The organism is Stagnihabitans sp., from assembly GCF_964946895.1.
The window spans coordinates 64573-79989 of the sequence record NZ_CBBQHX010000006.1 but is presented as its reverse complement, the minus strand read 5'-3'; the positions used below and the strand labels follow the sequence as shown (position 1 = coordinate 79989).

13 protein-coding genes are annotated in these 15417 nt (G+C 64.3%); 5 read left to right on the top strand and 8 right to left on the bottom strand.

Annotation, left to right across the window (positions count from 1 at the left end; all coding sequences use genetic code 11):
* Nucleotides 1-32: 32 nt before the first annotated feature.
* Genes AC1Y2B_RS05775 through AC1Y2B_RS05765 form a run of 3 tightly spaced genes read left to right on the top strand, consistent with a single transcriptional unit; the run spans nt 33 to nt 2966 of the window.
* Nucleotides 33-860, top strand: coding sequence for a class I fructose-bisphosphate aldolase (locus AC1Y2B_RS05775; RefSeq protein ID WP_482252112.1), 828 nt, complete (start codon nt 33-35; stop codon nt 858-860).
* Between the two features lies 1 nt (nt 861).
* Complete coding sequence (locus AC1Y2B_RS05770; protein ID WP_482252111.1) at nt 862-2001, top strand: Gfo/Idh/MocA family protein; 1140 nt, start codon at nt 862-864, stop codon at nt 1999-2001.
* Nucleotides 1998-2966, top strand: coding sequence for a carbohydrate kinase family protein (locus AC1Y2B_RS05765; RefSeq protein ID WP_482252110.1), 969 nt, complete (start codon nt 1998-2000; stop codon nt 2964-2966). Before AC1Y2B_RS05770 ends, AC1Y2B_RS05765 begins: the two co-directional genes overlap by 4 nt.
* A gap of 54 nt (nt 2967-3020) precedes the next feature.
* On the opposite strand, the gene AC1Y2B_RS05760 is transcribed toward AC1Y2B_RS05765, so the two are convergent.
* Genes AC1Y2B_RS05760 through AC1Y2B_RS05750 form a run of 3 tightly spaced genes read right to left on the bottom strand, consistent with a single transcriptional unit; the run spans nt 3021 to nt 6604 of the window.
* Nucleotides 3021-4397 (bottom strand): NAD(P)/FAD-dependent oxidoreductase, encoded by a 1377-nt coding sequence (locus AC1Y2B_RS05760; protein WP_482252109.1) that lies wholly within the window; start codon nt 4395-4397, stop codon nt 3021-3023.
* A 4-nt stretch (nt 4398-4401) separates the two neighbouring features.
* Nucleotides 4402-5667 (bottom strand): flavin monoamine oxidase family protein, encoded by a 1266-nt coding sequence (locus AC1Y2B_RS05755; protein ID WP_482252108.1) that lies wholly within the window; start codon nt 5665-5667, stop codon nt 4402-4404.
* A gap of 19 nt (nt 5668-5686) precedes the next feature.
* Nucleotides 5687-6604: a LysR family transcriptional regulator gene (locus AC1Y2B_RS05750; protein WP_482252107.1), complete on the bottom strand. Its 918-nt coding sequence runs from the start codon at nt 6602-6604 to the stop codon at nt 5687-5689.
* 91 nt (nt 6605-6695) lie between these two features.
* Here AC1Y2B_RS05750 and AC1Y2B_RS05745 point away from each other — a divergent pair, with 91 nt between their 5' ends.
* On the top strand, nt 6696-7916 hold the full coding sequence (locus AC1Y2B_RS05745) for an acyl-CoA dehydrogenase (RefSeq protein WP_482252106.1): 1221 nt from the start codon (nt 6696-6698) through the stop codon (nt 7914-7916).
* Between the two features lie 353 nt (nt 7917-8269).
* On the opposite strand, the gene AC1Y2B_RS05740 is transcribed toward AC1Y2B_RS05745, so the two are convergent.
* The 5 genes from AC1Y2B_RS05740 to AC1Y2B_RS05720 all read right to left on the bottom strand — a co-directional run bounded on the left by AC1Y2B_RS05740 (nt 8270) and on the right by AC1Y2B_RS05720 (nt 13721).
* Nucleotides 8270-9049 (bottom strand): inositol monophosphatase family protein, encoded by a 780-nt coding sequence (locus tag AC1Y2B_RS05740; protein ID WP_482252105.1) that lies wholly within the window; start codon nt 9047-9049, stop codon nt 8270-8272.
* Entirely contained in the window at nt 9049-9945 is an 897-nt protein-coding gene (locus AC1Y2B_RS05735; RefSeq protein WP_482252104.1) for an ROK family protein, read from the bottom strand. The genes AC1Y2B_RS05740 and AC1Y2B_RS05735 overlap by 1 nt, the downstream gene beginning before the upstream one ends.
* Nucleotides 9945-11000: a ligand-gated ion channel gene (locus AC1Y2B_RS05730; protein ID WP_482252103.1), complete on the bottom strand. Its 1056-nt coding sequence runs from the start codon at nt 10998-11000 to the stop codon at nt 9945-9947. Before AC1Y2B_RS05730 ends, AC1Y2B_RS05735 begins: the two co-directional genes overlap by 1 nt.
* A 138-nt stretch (nt 11001-11138) precedes the next feature.
* On the bottom strand, nt 11139-12647 hold the full coding sequence (locus AC1Y2B_RS05725) for a caspase family protein (RefSeq protein WP_482252102.1): 1509 nt from the start codon (nt 12645-12647) through the stop codon (nt 11139-11141).
* A gap of 24 nt (nt 12648-12671) precedes the next feature.
* Nucleotides 12672-13721, bottom strand: a complete 1050-nt coding sequence (locus AC1Y2B_RS05720; RefSeq protein ID WP_482252101.1) for an OmpA family protein — start codon at nt 13719-13721, stop codon at nt 12672-12674.
* 192 nt (nt 13722-13913) lie between these two features.
* On the opposite strand from AC1Y2B_RS05720, the gene AC1Y2B_RS05715 reads away from it, so the two are divergent.
* Entirely contained in the window at nt 13914-15377 is a 1464-nt protein-coding gene (locus tag AC1Y2B_RS05715) for a caspase family protein (protein ID WP_482252100.1), read from the top strand.
* Nucleotides 15378-15417 lie beyond the last annotated feature (40 nt).

The following is a 15417-nucleotide window of genomic DNA, read 5'->3' as shown; positions in this document are numbered from 1 at the left end:
GTCGCGCCGAAATCTGCCTTTGGGGAATCGCCATGAAACAAGCCCGCTTGAACCGCCTTTTCGCGCCCTCGGGCAATTGCTTTGATGTGGCGATCGACCACGGCATGTTCAACGAGACCTCGTTCCTGGGCGGGATCGAGAACATGACCAAGTCGATCCACACCGTTGCCGCGGCCGCCCCGGATGCGATCCAGCTGCCGCCCGGCACCGCGAAGATCCTGCAGGCCATTCCCGGCAAGGCCCGCCCCGCGCTGGTGCTGCGTACCGACATCGCCAATGTCTACGGCACGCCGCTGCCGTCTTCGCTTTTCTCGGAAGTCATCGACCGCCCAGTGGAACAAGGTCTGGTGCTGGATGCCGCTTGCGTCGTGGTCAACCTGCTGCTGCTGCCCGGCCAGCCCGAGGTGTACCGTGCCTGCATCCGCAACGTGAACGCGCTGAAGCGCGAATGCGAAATCTACGGCATGCCGCTGATGGTGGAACCCTTGGTCATGCAAGACAATTCCAAGGGCGGTTACATGGTCGATGGCAACATTGACCTGATCCTGCCGCTCGTCCGTCAGGCCGCCGAACTTGGGGCCGACATCATCAAGGCCGATCCTTGCACGAACGTGCAGGACTATCACCGCGTGATCGAGATTGCCCAAGGCCTGCCGGTTCTGGTGCGTGGTGGTGGCCGGGTATCGGACGCCGAAATCCTGTCGCGGACGGTGGAGTTGATGAAGCAAGGCGCACGCGGCATCGTCTATGGCCGCAACGTCGTGCAGCACGCCCGTCCGGCGGCGATCACCAAGGCGCTGATGGCCATCGTGCATGACGGTGCCGATGCGGATACCGCCATCGCCCTGATGGGGGCCTGACATGCAGGAGATCCGCTTCGCCATCATCGGCTGCGGCCTGATGGGCCGCGAATTCGCCTCTGCCGCCGCGCGCTGGATGCATCTGACCGGCATGAAGGCCCGCCCGAAGATCGTTGCAGTCTGTGACACCAATCCGGCCCTGATGGAGTGGTTCACCACCGCGCTCGGGCCTTTGCATTGCAGCACCGACTACCGCGAGACTTTGGCGCTGGCCGAGGTTGATGCCGTCTATTGCGCCGTTCCCCATGTGCTTCATGCCGAGATGTACCCGGCCATTCTGGCGTCCGGAAAGCATCTGTTCGGTGAAAAACCCTTCGGGATGGACCTTGCGCAGAACCGGGTGATCATGGACGCCATCGCCGCCAATCCCGGTGTCTTTGTCCGCTGCTCGTCTGAAATGCCCTTTTATCCCGGTGCGCAGAAGGTGATTGACTTCGTGCGGTCCGGTGCCGTGGGGCCGATCCTGGAGGTGGAGGGCCATTTTCTGCACTCCTCCGACATCAACCCCGACAAGCCGCTGAACTGGAAGCGGATGTCCAAGGTCAACGGCGAGTATGGCTGCCTTGGCGACCTTGGCATGCATGTCTGTCACGTGCCACTGCGGCTGGGCTGGAAGCCCTCGCGCGTGTCGGCCGATCTGGTCAAGCGTGTCAGCCAGCGCCCGGATGGCAAAGGCAACATGGTGGCCTGTGACACCTGGGACAATGCGACGATCCATGCCCATGTGCCGCACGCCTTGGGGGATTTCCCGATGACGCTGAAAACCTGGCGCATTGCCCCGGGTGAGGCGAACTCGTGGTCGATCAAGGTGCTGGGGATGCATGGCTCTGCCTCTTTCTCCACCAAGACCCCGCGCCAGTGGAGCTTCATGCGCTACTCCCCCGGCGGCGCGCAGGCGTGGAGCACGGAAGACCTTGGTTATACGCCCCTGTTCCCGGCCATCACCGGCGGCATCTTCGAATTCGGCTTCACCGATGCAATCCAGCAAATGTGGGCAGCATACGTTGATGAGTTGACCGGTGGCGACGCCAGGGGTTTTGCCTGTGCGACCCCGGCCGAGGCGGCCGATCACCATGCCATTCTGACCGCGGCATTGCAGGCCGGCATTGAAGGCCGCACGGTGGCGGTGGACTACGCATGAAGGGCGGCATCGTCTGCGCCGGCAACTGGATCGTGGACATTGTCCATGTCATCGACCGCTGGCCGGGCCAATCCGAACTGGTCACCATCCAGCGCGAGGTCGAGGGCATCGGCGGCGGGGCGGCCAATGTCCTGCTGGCGCTGGATGCCTTTGGCGTCGACGTGCCGCTTTACGCCATGGGTCTGGTCGGGCAGGACCTGCACGCCCAGACTTGCCGCGCGGCCCTTGCCGGATCCAAGGCCGATCTGCGCTGGCTGGCCTCCACCGACCGGGCGATGACGGCGCATACCCATGTGATGACAGTGCCCGGAGAAAGCCGGACCTTCTTCTATCACCCGGGCTGCAACGACCTGCTGTCCGAGGCTGACCTGCCGGTGGAAGACGCCGCAGGGCAGGGGGCGGGGCTGTTCTATCTGGGCTATCTGAACCTTCTGGGCGCTTTGGATGCCCTGCAGGGTGATACGACCGGAGCGTCCAAAGTGTTGGCCCGGGCCAAGGCGGCGGGGATGGTGACCTGCGTCGATCTCGTCTCGAAGGCCGGACCGGAGTTTGCCCGGGTGGTGGCGGCTTCCCTGCCGCAGATCGATTACCTGTTCCTCAACGAGGTGGAGGCGGCTCTGGCCACCGGCTTGCCGATTGCAGGGGCAGACGACCGCGACGGGATCACCGCCGCCGCCTTGGCGCTGCTTTCGGGCGGCGTGGCGCACGCGGTGATTATTCACACGCCGGCGATTGGGCTTTGGGCCGCGCGTCGCGCCGTGGTGGACCTGGTCCCGGCCCCGGTGACCAATGTCGTCAACCCCCTCGGGGCAGGGGATGCCTTCTGTGCCGGGGTGATCTGGGGCATCCATCAGGGCTGGACCCCGGAGAAGTCGCTCGATCTGGGGCATCGGGCAGCGGCGGAATGTCTGAAGGGCGAGACGGCGACGGGCACGATCCCGCCGCTGGACGTTCTTCTGACCTGACGCCCCGACTTTTCTGCGAAGACGCCGGGACTTTTCGCAGAAAAATTTTGCGCCTCAGTGCCGACCTGTCAGCCAGTTGCCGAACTTGGCGAATTTCGAGGGTCCGATCCCCAACCGGTCCTCTCGCCCATCGGCCACGCGCAAAAGGTTGTACATCAGGTGGATGCCCAGCCAGCGAAACGGTTCCGGCTCCCATTTGCGGACCTTGCGGTTGACCCAAGGCAGTTTGGTGATCGCCGTTTGCCGCCCCAGGGCAAGGTCGGCCAGCGTGCGCCCGGCGAGGTTGGCTGTCGACACGCCCACGCCCACATACCCCCCCGCCCATCCAAGACCAGTGTCCTTGTCCAACCCCACCGTGGCGCACCAATCGCGCGGCACACCGATCACACCGCACCAGGCGTGCTCCACGCCATAGGGGGCGGCTTGCGGGAAGTGGCGGTGCAGGGTTTCGGTCAGCCTGCGGATGGTTTCGGCGTCGGGTTCGCCGTTCTTGTCCATCTTGGAGCCGAACTTGTAGGGTACCCCGCGCGCGCCCACCGTGATGCGCCCCTCGCGGGTGCGCTGACAATAGCAATAGGCGTTGGCGGCGTCCTCGATCAACTCGCCATTCTCCCAACCGATCTTGGCCCAGAACTCTGGCGGCAAGACCGGCGTGGCAATCTGGGCAGAGTTCAGCGGAATCCAATCGCGCTCGTAGCCCGGAAAGCCCGGGGTGAAGCCTTCGGTGCAGCGCAGGATGATCGGCGCCGTGACACGGCCCTTTGCGGTGACGACCTCGCCCTTTGCATAAGACAGCACGGCCGTGTCCTCGTGGATCACCGCGCCCGCACGTTCAACCGCCTCGGCCAACCCGCGCACCAGCTTGGCAGGCTGGATGCGCGCCACGCCCGAAATCGCCATGCCGGCCAGCGCCCCCGGCAGGCTGATGCGCTGTGCGACCTGCTCTGGCGTCAGGCTGCGGTAGCGGTGCGCCTGTCCCCAGTCAGCCTGATGCGCCACTTCGGCATGCAACCGCTCCAGTTGGGCGTTGTTCTGGGCGAACATCAGCACTTCGGTGCGCAGGATATCGGCGTCGATGCCCTGCGCCGCGCAGACGCGCAGGATCTCATCCACGGTGCCTTCCAGATGCCTGGCCATCTCGATCACCGCAGGCCGCCCATGGGTCTTGGCATAGCGGTCATGGTCCCAGGCCAGCGTCCCCATGCACCAGCCGCCATTGCGACCCGATGCGCCGAAGCCGGCGAATTCCTTCTCCAGCACCAGTACGCGCAGCGCTGGATTGGCTTGCATCAGATACCACGCCGCCCAAAGCCCGGTGAAGCCAGCGCCTATGATCGCCACATCGGCTGTCGTATCGCCCGCCAACGCAGGACGCCGTATCGTGGGAAGGCCGATGTCGGCATACCAGAAGGACACATCCCCAATCTTCATCATCTCATCCGTTCTGTTTCAGGCAAAGGTCAAGGGCTGCCACGGCGGCCCGGGCGGTCAGCAAGGCGCCCTCGAACCAGCCCTGTTCGGCGCTGTAAAGGTCTGATCCCGCAAAGGCGAAGCGGCCAAGAGGGCCCCAATGCTCGGCCGCATAGTCGGGCCAGGTGGCAAGGCGGGGCGACACCCAGGTGCCGCGCGCAAATGGATCGGCCTTCCAGTCATGCCAGTCAAAATCCACGAGTTCCGCGGTTGGAAAGGCGGCGGCCAGAACGGCGGCGACGGTGGCGTGATCAGGCTCGCCCACCTCGGCCTGCAGGGCGAAAGCGACCAGAAGCGTGTTGCCATCCGGCAGGATATGGTCGGCATAGATCCAGCGAAATCCCAAAGTTTCCCCGGTGGCCAGATGCCCCGGCTTCGGCCCCTTGGCACGGATCAGCAGCTTCAGCGCTGCCCCATCGTGCCCTATGGCCCGCAGCCTGTGTTGGGCAGGTCGCAACGGTGGCGCAAAACGGATCTGACCCAAGGCAGCGAGCGGCAAGGCCACCAGCGCCGTCTGCGCCTCCACCGCGCGGCCCGAGCCGAGGGTGGCGCGGACGTGGTCGCCGCAATCCTCCAGCCGCTCTACCGCATCGCCAAGACAAACCTGTGCCCTGCTGGCGGTGGCTGCGGCCAGGGCAACACAGGACACCCCGCCTGTCACCGTGAACGCCAGCTCTTCAAGCTTGACGCCAAAGCCTTTTGCCAGCTTGGGCGTCAAAAGTTCGGTGACCCCGATCCGGTCCGGCGCCCCCGATCCGGTGATCGTCCATAGGGCCAGAACCGCACGCCGAACCGATGGCGGCAGGGCGCGGTGGTCCAGATATTGCTGCAACGTCATGCCCTGAATAAGCCGTGCCATGGCGCTGTCAGAGCCTGTTTCTGCCGCGTCGGTCAGAACCTGCGAAAGGCCAGCCGCATACTCGGCCATGTCCTCGGCCGGGTCCGCCTGCCAAACCCCGTCGCGGAAATGGCTGTGCCCGATGACCTTTGCCCTTGGTGTCAAGCCAATGCCCAGCCTATGGCAAAGCCCCTGCATCTCGACATGGTCGCTGCGCACCCAGCCGCCGCCGTATTCCACCGGACCGCCCGAATTGCCCCAGTCGCGCGAATGCGCCCGGCCGCCCAAGCGCGACCGCGCCTCGAGGATCGTAGAGGTGTGGCCCCGATCCGCCAGCCACAAGGCTGCCGCAGACCCCGCAAGGCCGCCGCCGATGATAAGCGTATCAATCATTCCGTGATAGTGCTGTGGCCTATGACGTTTGTCCATGCCCCCCAAGGCCTTCGCGCGCGCCCGATCCCGGCTGTGCCCCCAGCCAGTCGATGAACGAGGCCAACGGTGCCCTGCGGCTGCGCTCTTTCGCCCAGACCAAATAATAGCTGCCCAGAGCGCGGATCGGCGGACCATAGAGCGGCACCAGACGCCCCTCTGCCAGATCCCGTTCGATCAGGAATACCGGCAACAATGCCGCCCCCATGCCGTGCACGGCAGCCTGTTGCATGGTGGCGAATTGGTCAAACAGCATGGCTGGCGGCCGCAACCCCGGCGCGCCGTGATGCGCCAGCCAGCGGCCCCAATCGCCGCTGCGACTTTCCAGTTGCAAAAGCGGCAGGGTCAGCACGGCCTTCGCCTCGTCCAGCGGCGCAAGGGCCGAAGAGGCGACCGCCAGAATGTCTTCGTCCATCAGCTTCAGATAGGCCACACCCGGCCAGTCCTGCCGCCCGTAGTGGATGGCTGCGTCAAAGCTGCTGTCGGTGAAATCAAAGGGCTTCAGGCGGGTCGACAGGTTTACCGTCACCTCGGGATGCAGGCCCGCGAACTGCGCCAGACGCGGGGCCAGCCAGTGCATGCCGAAAGCGGGCAGGATCGCCAGGTTCAGCGTCCCGCCCATCGGATTGGCCCTCAGGGTCAATGAGGCGGCTGCCAGTCGGTGCAACGTGCGCCGCACCTCGGTCACGAAATCGCTGGCGGCCGGGGTCAAGCGCAGGCGCTGCTTGTCGCGGATCAGCAGGGCCACGCCCAACTGCCCCTCCAGCACCTGCAACTGGCGGCTGACGGCGCCTTGCGTCAGGTTCAACTCCTCGGCAGCGGCCGAGGCCGAGCCGAGGCGATCCACCGCTTCCAGGGCAAGAAGGGAGGGGATCGAAGGCAGATAGCGGCGCGCCAGCATATGAGCTTTCCTCATGGTTTGGTGAGGTCGTTTCGATGGCATTCTGACCGGCTTTGTGGCAGAAGTCAGGGAAAGAATGATGGAGAGCGCAATGACCGATCGCCCGAAACTGAAAGCCAAGGACGCCCCGGATCTGGGCCGCTTCGATTGGCAGGACCCCTTCCGGCTGGCCGACCAGCTGACCGAGGAAGAGCGGATGCTGGCGGACGCCGCCCGCACCTATGCCCAAGAAAAGCTGCAACCCCGCGTGATCGCCGCCTATCGCGACGAAAGCACGGATCCGGCGATCTTCCGCGAGATGGGCGAGATGGGCCTTCTTGGGGCTACGATCCCGGAAGAATACGGTGGTCTCGGCTCGTCCTACGTCGCCTACGGCCTGATCGCGCGCGAAGTGGAGCGGGTGGATTCCGGCTACCGCTCGATGATGTCGGTGCAATCCTCGCTGGTCATGTACCCGATCTACGCCTACGGGACGGAAGAGCAGCGCCGGAAGTATCTGCCGAAACTGGCGTCGGGTGAATGGATCGGCTGCTTTGGCCTGACCGAGCCGGATGCCGGCTCCGATCCGGCGGGCATGAAGACGAACGCCAAGAAGACCGCGAATGGCTATGTGCTGAACGGCTCGAAGATGTGGATCTCAAACGCGCCCATCGCGGATGTCTTCGTCGTCTGGGCCAAGTCCGAGTCGCACGGTGGCAAGATCCGCGGCTTCGTGCTGGACAAGGGGACCAAGGGCCTGACGGCGCCGAAGATCGGCGGCAAACTGTCCTTGCGCGCCTCGATCACCGGTGAGATCGTTCTGAAGGATGTGGAAGTGGGCGAGGACGCCCTGCTGCCCTTCGTCGAGGGTCTGAAGGGCCCCTTCGGTTGTCTGAACCGCGCCCGCTATGGCATTGCCTGGGGTGTGATGGGAGCGGCGGAGTTCTGCATGGGGGCGGCGCGGCAGTATGGCCTGGACCGCAAGCAGTTCGGCAAACCGCTGGCGCAGACGCAGCTGTTCCAGCTGAAACTCGCCAACATGATGACCGAGGTTTCGCTCGGTCTGCAGGCCTGCCTGCGCGTCGGGCGGCTTCTGGACGAGGCCAATGCCGCGCCCGAAATGATCTCGATCATCAAGCGCAACAACTGCGGCAAGGCGCTGGAAGCGGCCCGCTGGGCGCGGGACATGCACGGCGGCAACGGGATTTCCGAGGATTTCCAGATCATGCGCCACATGGTCAACCTTGAGACGGTGAACACCTATGAAGGCACCCATGACGTCCACGCCTTGATCCTGGGTCGGGCGATCACCGGACTGCAGGCCTTCTTCTGAAGCCATGAAAGGCGCGGGATTGCACGCGTGCAATCCCGCTTAACGCGTTGAAATACCATAACTCTGCGCTTTTTGTTAAGCTCTTGTTAAATCGCGCGCGTGCCGCGCATTGCCTTTATCTCGCCTCTGGCGCAAGCGCCAACCGGCTCGGGCGCAGAGCCTCCGGCGGGAGTATTTGGGCAAAGAGCAAATGCAGCAGACCGGTCTTGGGCTTGCTCCTTTGGAAATACTCTCGGGGGGTGAGCGCGGCAGCGCGAGGGGGGCAGACAGCCCCCCTTCCGCCGCGATTTATCGCGGCTTGCGCCGGCCGGAACAGGGCGCGTCAGCGACCTTAGACGGCAGGCCTTCTGCGCTCAGAGTTGCGAGAGACGGACGAGGTCGTCGTAGACTTCGGGCAGGCCGGCGATGATCGGGTTGCCTTTGGTCAGGCCGTCGTTGGCGAGGAAGTCGTTGACCTTCAGGCCCGCCGCTTCGATCACCGCAATCGCGCCGAGGCAGTCCCAGGAATTGATGTGGGGCTCATAATAGCCCAAGAGGCGACCCGCCGCGACGTAGCTAAGGTTCAGGGCGCCCGAACCGTCGCGGAAGAACATGCCACCTTCACGCAGCAGGGCTTCGAAGGGGCGCAGGAAGGCTTCAGGCTTGATGCGGGTGGAATAGCCCATGCCGGTGATGCCTTCGCGCAGGCTCTTGCCGGGGTGGCGTTTGACGGGTTGGCCGTTCAGGGTGGCGGGATAGCCCTTGCCGCCGGCGAAAAGCTCGTTCCGGACCGGGGCATAGACCATGCCGAATTGCAGCACGCCTTCACAGACGAAGGCGATGGAGATGCACCAGTTGCCCATGCCGGAAATGAAGGGTTGCGTGCCGTCGATCGGATCGACCACCCAGATGCCCTGGCCCGGCGCAAAGGCGGTGACGCCGGTTTCCTCGCCAAGGAAGGCATCGCCCGGAAAGGCCTCGAAGATGCGCTTCTTGATCAGCAGTTCGGTGTTCAGGTCCGCCTCGGACATCATGTCCTGCAGGCCTTTGGACTTGATCGTCAAAGCGGACAGGTTGTTGAAGTAGCCTTGTGCCAGCGCCCCCGCCTCTTGAATGAGGGCGTGGCAGAGGTCGTAGCGGGATGTCAGGTCCATCAGTCTTTCCATAGCCAGGCCGCGCCGCGCACGCCGCTGGCATCGCCATGGACATTGCGCAGGATCGGCGTGTGAAACACGGTCGAGAAGGTGCATTTGGCGAGTTCGCGGGGCAGGTCTTCGTAAAGTTCATCGATGTTGGACATGCCGCCACCCATCACGAAGACGTCGGGGTCCAGCGCATTCACCACGGTGGCAAGCCCGCGGGCGACGCGGTGGATGTAGCGGTCCCAGAGCATGCCCGCCAGCCGGTCGCCCGAGCGTTTCAGGTCCATGATCTGCCAGGCCTTCAGCTCTCGCCCGGTGTGCAGGGCATATTGGCCTTCGAAGGCGCGGCCCGAGACCCAGGTTTCCATGCAGCCGTGGCGGCCGCAGTAGCAGGGCGCGCCGGGGATTTCTGTGGTGTCGGGGAAGGGCAGCGGGTTGTGGCCCCATTCGCCGCCCGAGTTGTTGGGCCCATGGTGGGCGCGGCCGCCGACCGCGATACCTGCGCCTGCGCCAGAGCCGAGGATCACCGCAAAGACCACGTTGTAGCCTTTGCCAGCGCCATCTGTGGCCTCCGACGCGGCCAGGCAATCGGCATCGTTTTCGACGCGGATGGGCCGCTGGATGACCGCTTGCAAGTCGGCCTCGACCGGTTGGCCCAGAAGCCAGGTGGACGATGCGCCCTTGCCCCGTCGGCTGACCGGCTCCAACGAGCCCGGGATGCCGATGCCGATCGAGCCGGTCTGGCCGGTTTCAGCTTCCAGCCGGTCAATCATGGCTTTCACCGCCTTGAGGCAGCCGGGGTAGTCGTGGCGCGGGGTGTCCTGGCGCAGGCGCAGAAGTTCGTGCCCGTCGTGCTCCATGGCAACACCTTCGATCTTGGTGCCACCCCAGTCTATTCCAATCAGCATCAGCCGTTCCCGCCCGAGAAGTCGAACATCAGCGCCAGAATGTTGGCGAGGATATAAAGGCCGCCCAGCGTCCACATGGCGATCATGTCCATCTTGAGGCTGGCGTCCTCGCGCCCCTTGTAGCGCAGGCGGAGCGAGAAGATCGACAGGAACACCGCGATGAAGATCACCCCCACGGCGATCAGGTTGATCTGCTCGGCCAGGGTGACGGCGGTTGTGGGGGGCAGTTCGCCGGTAATCACGAAGGCGTTGGCGGAGGCCGCGAAGATTGAGCCGACCCCCATGCCGAAGCGGGCGTCGAGGTCATCGGATTTGATCAGGAAGGCCAGCAGGCCCAGCAGAACCGCCAAGGCCGAGATCCAGAAGCTTTTGAACAGCGGGCCATAGCTGGTGCGGTCCAGCGAGATCGCCAGCGTCAGGCGAGAGTAGTTGGAGGCATCGGCCCCGGCACTGCGCAATCCATAGTTGGTGGCGTAGATGTGGGGTGCCACCGTCGTGGGTTGCAGCGCCACCTTCCAGCCGGACACCCGCACCGCAGGGTCCAGGGCCATGCCCTCGTCCACGGTATAGGTCAATTGGGCGTTGTCGAGGTTTGCGTCTTCCAGTTCGATCGTGATGACATGGTTGTCGAGCGGGAAGCGGCGCACGTCGAAATCGTGGAAGATCGTGGCCTGCACGCGCACGGTGGAATAGTTGACGCCGCCGTCATCGACCACCGTTCCCTCGGTCTTGGAGGAGATCACGCCGTTGACGAGTTCGAACGATTGGTCGGGCCGCACATCAGAGCCTTTCCAGCGAAACCACATCCACATGTCGACGTCGAAGGACCCGTTCTGCGGGGAGACATTGGAAAGCCGCAGGATATAGGCGCCCACCGCCACATCGGTGTGACTGGTGATCTGTGCCGCAGCCCCCGCCACGATGCCCGTGGTGTCCGCGGTGGTGGCCGCGGGTGCCGGGGTTGCAGGCGTCGTCTGGGCAAACGCCGTCCAGCCGAGGAGCGAGAAGGTTGCGGCGAAAAGGGCCGAGACAAGGAAAAGCAATCGCGCGCGCATGACAAGGCTTTCTGAAGAGGTTCGGGGTAAGGTTCGCTGTGGCGAAGTCTTGCGAGTGAAGCGGACCGATTTCAATGTTTATTCACCGTCGCCTCACGATTTGCTGATCGTCTGCCGCGCCGCCGGGCAGGGCCGGGGTCAGCCCTTCAGGCCGGCGGCGGTGTTGATGGCGGCAATCGTGCCGGGGCCGAATTTTCCATCGGTCTTGCCATCAAAAAACTGGTGATCTTTCAACAGCTTCTGCAACTCGATCCGGGTCTTCTTGGTAAAGCTGTCCGAGTTGGTGGTGACCTGGTCGATCACCGGCTGGGCGCCGATCCGGATGGATTGGTAGATATAGCGGGCCGCGTCCGCGGGGCCTTTGTCGGGGATCTGGCCAAGGTCGATCATGCGGGCGTAGTTGAACATGGCTTCGGGGTGGCGCAGGTCGGCGGCTTGGCGGAAGTAGTCGATGCCCTTGGCCGCGTCCTTGGGCAACCCAAGCTCACCCTGGAAATACAGGAACCCCATGTCGTTCAGCGCATCGGGGAAGCCCTGCTTGGCCGATTCTTCGTACCAATGCAGGGCCTGCACCGGGTCGGCGGCAACGCCCACGCCCTTTTCATAGGACTTGGCCAATTCGAACTGGCCTTCGGCCGACCCAGCCTCGGCGGCGCGTTTGAAATAGGTGAAGGCCAGAACCGGATCGAAGCGCTTGTCGGCGGCGTCTTGATGCAGATAGGCCACGCCCATCATGGATCGCGTGTCGCCCTGATCGGCGGCGGTGCGCAGGGCGGCCTCGGCATCGGGCTTGGCGAAGGCGGCGGACCATTGTGCGACACGGTCGCTGGGATTCGCCTGTGCCGTCGTGGTGTCTGCGCCGCCCGCGAGGAAGAAGGGTTCGCCCGACAAGGAACCGTAGGTGTAGGGTTCCTGCAGGTTCTGGGTGGCCTTCAGCACCTCGTCCCGCACCTTGCGGAACATCAGGCTGATTTCCAGATCGGGCTTGTCCAGCACATCCATCAGGGCGGTGGCATAGGGGCTGTCGCCGCCAACCCCGTCCAGCGCCACTTCCCCTTCTTTGGCGGCGAAGGCCACCATGGTGCCCTGATCGGGGTTGACCGGCGCAAGACCCGCCACGCCGGTCGAACGGCTGCTGTCCGAGGCGCCGGTGGTGGTGGTGTCGGTCTTGACCGTGGTGTCGATCAGGTCACCGAAGGGGTTGTTGCGGCAGGCGTCCAGAATGACCACCCGCATCTTGCGCGCCGACTCCACGGCTTTCAGCATCTGTGCAAGCGAGACGCCGACCCGCTGCACGTCTTTGTTGGACTTCACCAGGGCGTCGATCGGGATCAGGTAATTCTCGCCGCTCGCCTCGACCCCATGGCCGGCGTAGTAGATCAGCGCGATGTCGGCGGTCTCGGCATCGAAGGAGAAGGTCTGCATCGTGTCCAGAAGCTGGTTCTGGGTGGCGTCGATGGCGTAGGTGACCTTGAAGCCGACCTTCTCCAGCGTGGCGCCGACGTTGCGGGCGTCGTTGACCGTGTTTTTCAGCTGGATCACGTGCTGGTAGGCGCCCATGCCGATGACCAGCGCCACCTTCTCGGCCAGGGCCGGGAAGGGGGCGAGGATCAGCAGCAGCAGGGCAAGAACGGCATTCCGAACCATGGCATCCTCAAAGACAAGCGAAGGCTATTGCAGAACCTTGAATTCGATCCGGCGGTTGCGGGCGCGGTCCGCCTCGGTGTCATTGGGCACCAGCGGCACCGCCTTGCCATAGCCCTTGGGCACCAGACGGGCGGCATCCACCCCCTTGGCCACCAGATAGGCCGCAACCGAGGCCGCGCGGCGTTCGGACAGCGTCTGGTTGGCGTCATCGGGGCCTATGTCATCGGTATGGCCGCCAATCTCGACCCGCAGCGCCGGGCAGCGGTTGACCACGTCGAAAAGCGTGTCGAGCACCGCAGAGCCCGCAACATCCAGCCGGGCCGAGCCCGAGCCGAAGGTGATGTTGCCGGCATGACTGAGGGTATCGAAGCGGTCCTTGCACATGGCGGGGTCAAAATCGCCCTGCGTCTCCTTGGCGGTTGCGGCACCGATGGCCGGGGCGGCCGGCACCGCTTCGGTCGTCGATCCGGTCCGCACGAAGACCCAGTCGAACGAGACCGATCCGACCGGCACGAGTTTGACATTGGCGGCATCCTGCAGCTTGCCGATGCCATCCGACAGCCCGAAATCCGCCGCCGCCACCGGGATCACACCGACGCTGGACACCGTGACCATGTCGTTGGACACCAGTGTTACCGCGACATCCGCCGTCATCTGCTTGGTGACGCCATGCAGGGCGAGGGTGAAGGGGATGTTCACGATGATCCGGCGCTTGGTGGGCAGGTCGGCCAGCAGGGCGGGGTCGATATGGGCGGTCACCACCACCTCGGGGAACTTGAAGGTTTCAAAGAACAGAAACCGCATCCGCACGTTGCGCAGGTCGATATGGGTGTCGATGGAATCCAGCGCCACATGCACCTCGGCATCGCCCGTTTCGGAAATGGTGCCCGAGAAGGTGGCGATCGAATTCATCTCGACCTTGGTGTCGTTCTTGACCGACTGAAAGCCCAGCACCGAGCCCTCTGGTTGCAGCACCCAGCCTTTGGCAAAGACGTTGTCCTGCGCAAGGGCAGGACAGGCCAAAGCCAGCAGCAGGGCCATCATGGCAACCTTCAGGGCCTGGAACAGACGCATAAAGACTTCTCCCAAATCAATGCGCCCCAACAAGCATCAAGGGGCCGGGGCGATAATGCGCTTTCGCAGGAAGAAAGCAACTGAGTCAGGCAATTGTGATCGGGTCCGGGCTTGCCGCAACAGCGCCATTGTAAGGCCGCACGGAATGGGTAAGGGTCGGGCTTCGCATTCCTGACGGAGGGATTTTCCTTGATGCGTCTTTGGCTTTGGCTGCTGTGCGTCTGTGGTATCGGTCTGATGGCCAGTCTGGCTGAAGCGGAGCCGCGCATCGCTTTGGTGATCGGCAATGGCGGCTATCGGTCGGTGAATGCGCTGCCCAACCCGCCGCATGACGCTGCCCTGATGGCCGAGGCGCTGAAGACGGCCGGTTTCACCGTGACGCTGGTGCAGGATGGCGATCTTGCGACGATGGGCGCGGCGGTGACCAAGTTCGGCAAGGACCTGCGCGACGCCGGGGCCGAGGCGACGGGGCTGTTCTATTATGCGGGCCACGGCGTGCAAAGCTTCGGGCAGAATTTTCTGGTGCCAGTCGATGCCAAGCTGACCAACGCGGCCGACATCTCGCTGGTGGCGCTGGATGCGCAATCGGTGCTGCGCCAGATGGCCTCGGCGCACAACCGCACCAACATCGTCATTCTGGACGCTTGCCGGAACAACCCCTTCAGCAAGGTGCGCGATCTGACCGACAATGGACTGGCCGAAATGTCGGCCCCGACCGGCACTTTTCTGGGCTATGCGACCGCGCCGGGATCGGTGGCGCTGGATGGTGCGGATGGCAACAGCCCTTTCACCAAGGCGCTGGCCGCCCGGATCGTCACGCCGGGTCTGGCCATCGAACAGGCCTTCAAGGATGTCCGGGTCGAGGTGCTGGACAAGACCGGCGGCAAGCAGACGCCGTGGGACACCTCTAGCCTGACCGGGGATTTCATCTTCACCGCCGACGCGGCGGGCAGTGATGAAGAGAACCTTTGGGCCAATGTCTCGAAATCCTCGGACCCCGTGCAGATCATGCTGTTCCTGCGCGCCTATCCACAATCGGCGCATGAGAAAGAGGCGCGCAGCCTTCTGGCTTCGGTCATGCAGGCCGAGGTTACGGGGCAGGGCAAGGCCACCCCCGCGCCCGTCACGGGCACCCCGGCCGCAGGTGTGGACCCGGCGGAGGTGGCCGCCTTTGAGGCCGCCCAGAAGGACGGCAGCCATGATGCGCTGGCAGCCTTCCTGACCCAATACCCGAAGTCCAGCTTCGCCGCCGCCGTTCAGGCCGAGGTGTCCGCACTGGAACAGCCCATTGCCGCCTCCGCCGTCCCGACCGCCCCCGTCGCCGGTGAAATCCCCGCCGATCAGGCTGCCGCCATCGCCGCCGAGGCTGTCACCTTCGCGGGCCCGCTCAGCCTTGGGGACGCCGCCATCAAGGGCCAGTCCATCGCGCATCTGATAGCCACGCAGCCGCTGTTCGCCCCGATTGACGGTCTGCCGAAAGAGGCCTGGTCGGGTCAGCCCTGCGCCACCTGCCACAAATGGACCAAACCGGCGCTGTGCGATCAGGCCAAGTTCTATGTGAAAGAGGCCGCCCCTTCGGCCAAGATCACCCAGCACCCCTTGGGTGGCGCCTTCAAGCTGACCCTGAAGGCCTGGGCCGCGCAGGGGTGCCAATAGGCTTGGTGCGCTGACACATTCCTTCGGGATCACGTCTCCC